The following is a 7467-nucleotide window of genomic DNA, read 5'->3' as shown; positions in this document are numbered from 1 at the left end:
AATTTCAAATGAACTTCTCATTTAGCAAATCCTCTCGGTATTTGCGGTTGCAAAGGTAATACTTATTTTTTTAACTAACAAAATTTATTTTGATAAATTTTTGAAGTTTTTATTTCAACAAGTCAAATTTACTCTCACTTTCAAACTCCTTTCGGAATCGGTTTGCAAAGGTAAAACTTATTTCTAAACTCGCAAATTTATTTTTAAATAATTTTGTCGCTATACAAGTCCTTATGTCAATTTCAATACTACTCGTCTTTCGTATTGGGATTGCAAATATACGCACCATTTTTCCGAACTTCCAAACATACTTTACATTTATTTTACATTCTTTCCTTAAGTCGCTGGTACAATGGAAAATATTTTTTGAGAATTTTAGATGTGAGAAGTGAGATACGAGGTTTTTGACGAGAAAAGCACGCTTTTTGAGTTACTATTTTGGGTTTACGAGAGGAAGATTGCGCGACAGTAAGCCATTTTTACGCTCATTACGCTAAATTGACTCTCGCCTTTTCAGCAAGTTTTCTATATGAAATTTCAAAGCTATCATGTTTTTAATTGTAGAAATTTGTTTTATTTCATAATCTAATTGTCTCTTTCAAGATTTGAATGGACAGTTATCTAAATAATATTAATAACAACAGAGCAATGATTCGCTATTGCAATAACTGTTTGGATATTCGTTTATTTTTAGGTCATGATTTAAACGAAAAACTACCTTGGCATTCCACAATTGGTTAAACTTGCGTCCTTTTTGGTAAAGAAGCTTTCTTACAGTTATTTCAATTTGTTCATAAATTACTAATGTTAGTTTTAATACAAATGTTCAATTTTAGCCATAATGTTTAAAGATGCCATTCGTGAAGAAATCATCAGTTTAAATACTTACCCATTTGCAAGTGTACGAATCAAAAAAGCCAAGAGTACAAGATTGTTTTTAAACAAAGAACAAATCGAGCAGCTAAAAAATCACAAGAGTTCATTTGGTCAAACAGATACCTATTTCAGAGATATGTTTATTTTTTCTTGTTATGCCGGAGGATTGCGTTTTAGTGATGTCGTTACCTTACAATGGAAAAACTATGATGAAAACGAACAACGTATCAGATTAAACATCCGTAAAACTAAACGTTCACATCAATTCAAGGTAGGTCAATCTGCTTTAGAGATTTTAAACAAATACAAAAAAGAAACTTCCGAACCAGATGATTTTATTTTTCCAATCATTTCAGAAGCTAATTTCTTCGAACAATCCAACGAATACCAACTAAAAGTAATCGGTAGCAAAAATGTTTTATGTGGTCAGAAATTGCGTAGAATGGGCAAAGAATTAGAATTTCCATTCTCATTATCTTTTCATTTAAGCCGACATACATTTGCAACCCAAGCCTTAGCTAACGGTATGCGTATTGAGTATGTATCAAAACTTTTAGATCACTCTGATATTGGAACAACTCAAATTTATGCTAAAATCGTAAACGAAGAATTAGACAAAGCAGTAGAGCAATTCATTGAATAGTAAATGTTTATTTTAAAATGATGTAAGAAGATAGATTTTGAAAATCAAAATATTGTACATATATTTGTACATAATAAAATACAAGATTATGATAATAGCAAGTGTTTCAGATTTCAGAAAAGATATTAAATCTTACTTAGATAGAGTTTCGAAGAATTTTGAAACCTTAATCATCAACAGAGGGAAAGATTCAGGTATTGTGGTAATGTCATTAGAAGAGTACAATTCTTTAATGGCTACAAATCACGAATTATCTTCTCGTATCAATGAATCAAGATTAGATGCTGCCATTGAAAAATTAAAAAGTAACCAATCTTTTGAAAGAGAATTAATCGAGGAATAGATGAAATATATTTTCGTAGATGAATCTTGGGAAGATTATTTATTTTGGCAAAAAACCGATAAGAAAAAAGTAAAACGTATCAATGATTTATTGAAAGATATTTCACGTACTCCTTTTACTGGTATAGGGAAACCAGAGCCATTAAAACATAAATATTCAGGGTTTTGGTCACGTAGAATAGACGAAGAACATCGTTTAATTTACAAGTACGAAGATGATCAGATATTAATTGCAAAGTGCCGTTTTCATTACGATTAAATAATCCATTTTTAAGATATAAATAAGATAGAATTCTGTTAGGTTGTAAAACGTAACAGAATTTTTTTTATGCAAAAATAGTAAACAAAGAATTGGATAAAGCCGTTGAGCAATACATTAAATAAATAACATTAAATTTTTTAGTATTCAATAATTATATCGTAATATTGCAATGATAATAAATTAATGATGGGAACAACTAAATCAGAAATATTTACAGACGAACAAAATAAACTAGCTACTTTATTCAAAGTACTAGGACATCCTGCTCGTGTGGCTATTATTCAGCATATTATCAAACAAAATGCGTGTATCTGTACGGATTTGGTGGATGAATTAGGTTTAGCACAAGCCACGATTTCTCAACATTTAAAAGAATTGAAAAGTATCGGAATTATTCAAGGTTCCATCGAAGGGAAATCAGTGTGTTATTGTATTGATGAAAAGGTTTGGGTTGCAATTCAGAATGAGTTTTCTAACTTTTTCAATCAAAATGTCAAAATAGAGAAATGCTGTTAAGGCATTTTTTTGAAATTAATCATCGTAATATTACGATTAATAAATAATAATTAGAGTATATGAAACTTTCAGAAATCAAAGAAATCTTACCAACATTAGAAAATGTTGAATTTCAATTAGAGGATGGTACTTTCGTACCAGAGCATTTCCACGTTACAGAAGTGGGAGAAATCACAAAAAAATTTATTGATTGTGGTGGTGTCATCAGAAATGAAAAAGTAGTTAATTTTCAATTATGGAATGCAGACGATTACGAACATCGTTTAAAACCAGGTAAATTACTAAACATTATTCGCTTATCCGAAAACAAATTAGGTATTGAAGATGCCGAAATTGAAGTAGAATATCAATCTGTTACTATCGGTAAATATGATCTAGAGTTTAACGGTAAACATTTCATTTTAAAAAATAAAAAAACAGCTTGCTTAGCGCAAGATGCTTGTGGTATTCCTTCAGAAAAACCAAAAGTGAAATTGTCAGAAATCCAATCATCTTCTTGTACACCAAATTCGGGGTGTTGCTAAATATTGTAACCATAAATATTATAACAATTACCAATGATAATTTTTTAGGAGTTGTAAAAATCGATAAACAAGGATTATCAAACAGTAAACGGTATTAATATAGATAAGAATTTATAGAAACGTAAAAGTATTAATTTGTGAATGCATAAATCAGATAAAAACAATTCAATGGATGAAATATTTGATGTTATAGTTATTGGAGGCGGGCAAAGTGCATTAGCTTGTGGATATTATCTAAGACGTGCAAAACTGAAGTATATTATTTTGGATAAGCAAAATACTTCAGGCGGGGCTTGGCTCCATACTTGGGATAGTTTAACCCTATTTTCTCCAGCAGATTATAGCTCGTTACCTGGATTGATAATGCCAAATTCTGAAAATAAATTCCCTACAAAACAAGAGGTTATACATTATTTAGGACAATACGAGCAATATTATCAACTTAATGTGAAAAGAAATAGTGAAGTTGTTGAAATTAAAAAAAATGGAGATTTTTTTCAAGTTCACACGCAAGAAAGTTTTTTTAAAACCAAAACAGTTATTTCTGCTACAGGAACGTGGGGAAATCCTTTCATTCCGAATTTAAAGGGAATAGAAAATTACAAAGGTGTTCAAATACATTCAAGTAAATATAAAAACCCCGAAGATTTTAATGGTTTAAAAACATTGGTTGTTGGAGAAGGTAATTCTGGTGCTCAAATTGTTGCTGAAGTATCAAAAAATACGACAGTAAAATGGTCAACAAAAAAAACACCTGAATTTCTACCCGATGAAGTGGACGGCTATTATCTGTTTAAAATTGCCAACGCAAGATATAAAGCAGAATTAGAAGGAAAAACATTTGATGCATCAAATTACAATTTAGCCAGTATTGTTATGGTTCCACCTGTAAAAGAAGCTCGTGAAAGAGGAGTGTTAATTTCTAGTGGTACATTCCGTGAGTTTTACGACAAAGGAGTAATTTGGGATAACGGCGAACAAGAAGATTTTGATGCAATTATTTGGTGTACAGGCTTCGGTTACGATACTACATTCCTAAAATCACTAATACAACTAGATGAAAAAGGTATTGCAAAAACCAATGAAACTAAGTCTTTAGATATTGAAGGTTTATGGTTTGTAGGCTATGGTAATTGGACAGGTTATGCATCTGCATCTTTAATTGGGGTAAACAGAACCGCAAAACAAACAATTTTAGAAATTCAAGATTTTTTATCTAAACACTTAAAAATTAATTAAAAATATGTACTCAACAATATTAAAAACTGTAGAGCAATTTCATTTTGAAAATATCAGTAATGATCGCAAAAACATTTTACAACCTTTAATAGATTACATTCAAGGAAAGGTAAATAGTAAAAAACCGGTAAACCTTAATTTTATTTGTACACACAATTCACGCAGAAGTCATCTAGCACAAGTATGGGCACAATTCGCTGCTGCTTATTATAATATCCCCAATATCAATTGTTATTCTGGTGGTACAGCAGAAACAGCTTTGTTTCCAAAAGTAATTGAAACGCTAAGCAATCAAGGTTTTCAAATCTTTAAAATTACAGATAGTAATAATCCTATTTATGCGATAAAATATGATGAGAATAGTTCACCAATTATCGGTTTTTCTAAGAAATATAATGATGCATTCAATCCCATTTCAAATTTCGCAGCGATTCTAACTTGCTCCCAAGCAGATGAAGGTTGTCCTTTTATATCCGGTGCTGAAAAGCGAATTCCCATTACTTACGAAGATCCTAAAATTTCGGATGATACAACCGAACAAACCGAAGTTTACCAACAACGCAGTTTTCAAATCGCAACTGAAATGATGTACATATTTTCACAAATCACTAAATAAACGATGCAACCAAAACTAAAATTCCTTGATAGATACCTAACCTTATGGATTTTTATCGCAATGGTTTTAGGTGTTACAATTGGCTATATCTTTCCCAATATGTCTGTTTTAATAGAGCGTATGAGCATTGGCACAACCAATATTCCTTTAGCTTTAGGGTTGATAATAATGATGTTTCCACCTTTAGCCAAAGTAGATTATTCTCTATTACCACAAGTATTTAAAAACAAAAAAGTAATCGGAATATCCTTAATCTTAAACTGGATAATTGGTACAGTTTTAATGTTTGGTTTGGCAGTTCTATTTCTTCACGACGAACCGGATTATATGTCTGGATTAATACTAATTGGTTTAGCTCGATGTATTGCAATGGTGATAGTTTGGAGTGATTTAGCGAAGGCTAATAGAGAATATACAGCAATGTTAGTCGCATTAAATAGTATTTTCCAAGTTTTGAGTTATAGCTTCTTGGTTTGGTTATTCATTAATGTATTACCTGCAAAATTAGGTTTAGCTAATTTTAATGTTTCGGTTTCAATGATCGAAGTAACACAAAGTGTAATGATCTATTTAGGTATTCCATTTTTAATAGGTTTTATCACGAGATACGCGCTAATTAAGAAGAATGGTATAGAATGGTACAATCGTGTATTCGTACCCAAAATATCTCCCATAACACTTTATGCATTATTGTTTACAATCGTCATAATGTTCAGTTTAAAAGGAGATAAAATTATTGAATTACCAATGGATGTAATTAAAATTGCTATACCGCTAATAATCTATTTTGTTCTAATGTTCCTTATCAGTTTCTTTATTAATAAAGCAATGAAGGTTCCTTATGATAAAAATGCATCTATTTCATTTACAGCGACAGGTAATAATTTCGAATTAGCTATTGCAGTTTCCATTGCAATATTCGGTATTCACTCTCCACAAGCTTTTGTAGGAGTTATTGGTCCGTTGGTCGAAGTTCCGGTGTTAATACTTTTAGTAAAAGCAAGTTTGTGGCTGAAAAGGATATATTATAAAGAATAGAGCAATACATCGAATAAGAAAGTAAATCATCCATAAAGCGACACGTTTTTCCATTGTAAGGTTTTAATTTACATTAAATTACCTTAAAAAATGTTTAATGACTAAAACTTAATGTACTATGGCCTATTTGATAAAAGAAACTGTACAATTCAAAGAATTTACACAAGTTGCTTTACACAACGTAAACCTCGATAACTGTTACAAACAAGCTTTGTATCTCATTGATGAAGGATTCAGGTATTGGTTTAACAACGAAGAAATTAAAAACATCAACCAAAACAACGAGCAATACCAAATCAAATCCCCAGAAGAAGAATTGCTATTAACCTGGTTCGAAAAAGCTGATAAAGAAACAGCAACAGCTTTTCTTAACACTACGCAAATAGCTACAAGGTTAGCTTATTTTGGGAATATCAACATCAACAATTCAACCGTCATCCAATTGGGTAAAGCATTAAAGAAACACGGTTTTATGAGAATCTCTAAAAATGGTTCGTACGTCTTGCAGTCAAAGAATTAGCATACGATCAAGTACAGAAAGAGAATAAAACATTGGAAGAAAAATAAATTCGGCTTCTAAAACGATACCGTTAAGAAAATGAATATTGAGAAGGATAAGAATAAATTACCGACTGAAAGGAGCGATTTAATTTATTCCCGAATCAATATTCATTTTTAGGTTAATCGTTTTACAGCCTTGACTTTTTTGATTCGTTTTTGTGTCAAGACAAATCCATAAGATTCATGAATACAATATTCTTAAAATAATAAAGCCATGAATAAAAAATAACATATAAAAACAAAGTCTAATATCTCAAGTGTTTTCTGATTACAAGACAAAATGAAAACAAAGAACAAATCATTCGCTAACAAACTCAAAAAAAATAGAGTATCGGCATCTAAATCAAAATGGCATAACAATTTACAGACGAGTGTCAATCCATTGAGAGAAGCGCAAAAATGTTTACCGACCATCGGGAGTGATTTAAACATTTTAGTGAAACGAAATGATGATTGACCGGCGAGAATTGAAGCCTTGATTTTTTGATTACTTTTTTATCAAGAAAAAAGTAATTAATAAAATGAACATAATAATAGCAAACATCTCAAATGTTTTTGTATCAAGCTAAATACAAAGGATTCATGAATACATTATTCATAAAACAATAAACCAATGAATAAAAAAAGAACATACAATAACAAAAGTCTAATAACTAACATCTCAAATCTCAATACTATGAGTGTCGTACTTCATGACTTCGTAGACTTTAAATATAATTATTTTAGTTTTGATTTTAGTATTTCATAAGGAGTTTTTCCTTTAAATGATCCATGTGGTCTATTGAAATTATAAAAATTCTCCCATTGTTCTAAGTTTTGATTTAGATCGACATCATCAGTATAGCTTAAA

10 protein-coding genes are annotated in these 7467 nt (G+C 30.5%); all 10 read left to right on the top strand.

The annotated features are described in order from the left end of the window. The first annotated feature begins 609 nt into the window (after positions 1-609). Positions 610-741 carry a transposase gene (locus B3792_RS10765; RefSeq protein ID WP_114999214.1) on the top strand — a complete coding sequence of 44 codons (132 nt, stop codon included), beginning with the start codon at positions 610-612 and terminating at the stop codon, positions 739-741. 100 nt (positions 742-841) lie between these two features. Then, entirely contained in the window at positions 842-1519 is a 678-nt protein-coding gene (locus B3792_RS10760; protein ID WP_125350815.1) for a tyrosine-type recombinase/integrase, read from the top strand. Between the two features lie 88 nt (positions 1520-1607). Further along, positions 1608-1862: a type II toxin-antitoxin system Phd/YefM family antitoxin gene (locus B3792_RS10755; RefSeq protein ID WP_068599366.1), complete on the top strand. Its 255-nt coding sequence runs from the start codon at positions 1608-1610 to the stop codon at positions 1860-1862. Continuing rightward, positions 1863-2120, top strand: a complete 258-nt coding sequence (locus tag B3792_RS10750; protein WP_221857138.1) for a Txe/YoeB family addiction module toxin — start codon at positions 1863-1865, stop codon at positions 2118-2120. 189 nt (positions 2121-2309) lie between these two features. Next, a complete protein-coding gene (locus B3792_RS10745; protein ID WP_291069575.1) occupies positions 2310-2639 on the top strand; it encodes an ArsR/SmtB family transcription factor in 330 nt (109 codons plus the stop codon). 59 nt (positions 2640-2698) lie between these two features. Continuing rightward, positions 2699-3163 (top strand): DUF6428 family protein, encoded by a 465-nt coding sequence (locus B3792_RS10740; protein ID WP_221857039.1) that lies wholly within the window; start codon positions 2699-2701, stop codon positions 3161-3163. A 168-nt stretch (positions 3164-3331) separates the two neighbouring features. Continuing rightward, positions 3332-4402, top strand: coding sequence for an ArsO family NAD(P)H-dependent flavin-containing monooxygenase (locus B3792_RS10735; protein WP_115001976.1), 1071 nt, complete (start codon positions 3332-3334; stop codon positions 4400-4402). A 4-nt stretch (positions 4403-4406) separates the two neighbouring features. Next, a complete protein-coding gene (locus B3792_RS10730) occupies positions 4407-5018 on the top strand; it encodes a low molecular weight phosphatase family protein (protein WP_114999204.1) in 612 nt (203 codons plus the stop codon). A gap of 3 nt (positions 5019-5021) precedes the next feature. After that, positions 5022-6056: an ACR3 family arsenite efflux transporter gene (arsB, locus tag B3792_RS10725; protein WP_114999202.1), complete on the top strand. Its 1035-nt coding sequence runs from the start codon at positions 5022-5024 to the stop codon at positions 6054-6056. Positions 6057-6174: 118 nt separating this feature from the next. Continuing rightward, entirely contained in the window at positions 6175-6576 is a 402-nt protein-coding gene (locus tag B3792_RS10720) for a hypothetical protein (protein ID WP_221408226.1), read from the top strand. Positions 6577-7467: the final 891 nt, after the last annotated feature.

This window comes from Empedobacter sp. UBA5924, assembly GCF_002431085.1.
GTDB lineage: Bacteria > Bacteroidota > Bacteroidia > Flavobacteriales > Weeksellaceae > Empedobacter > Empedobacter falsenii_B.
The sequence above is the reverse complement of the archived record's forward strand: the minus strand, read 5'-3'. Positions and strand labels throughout refer to the sequence as shown.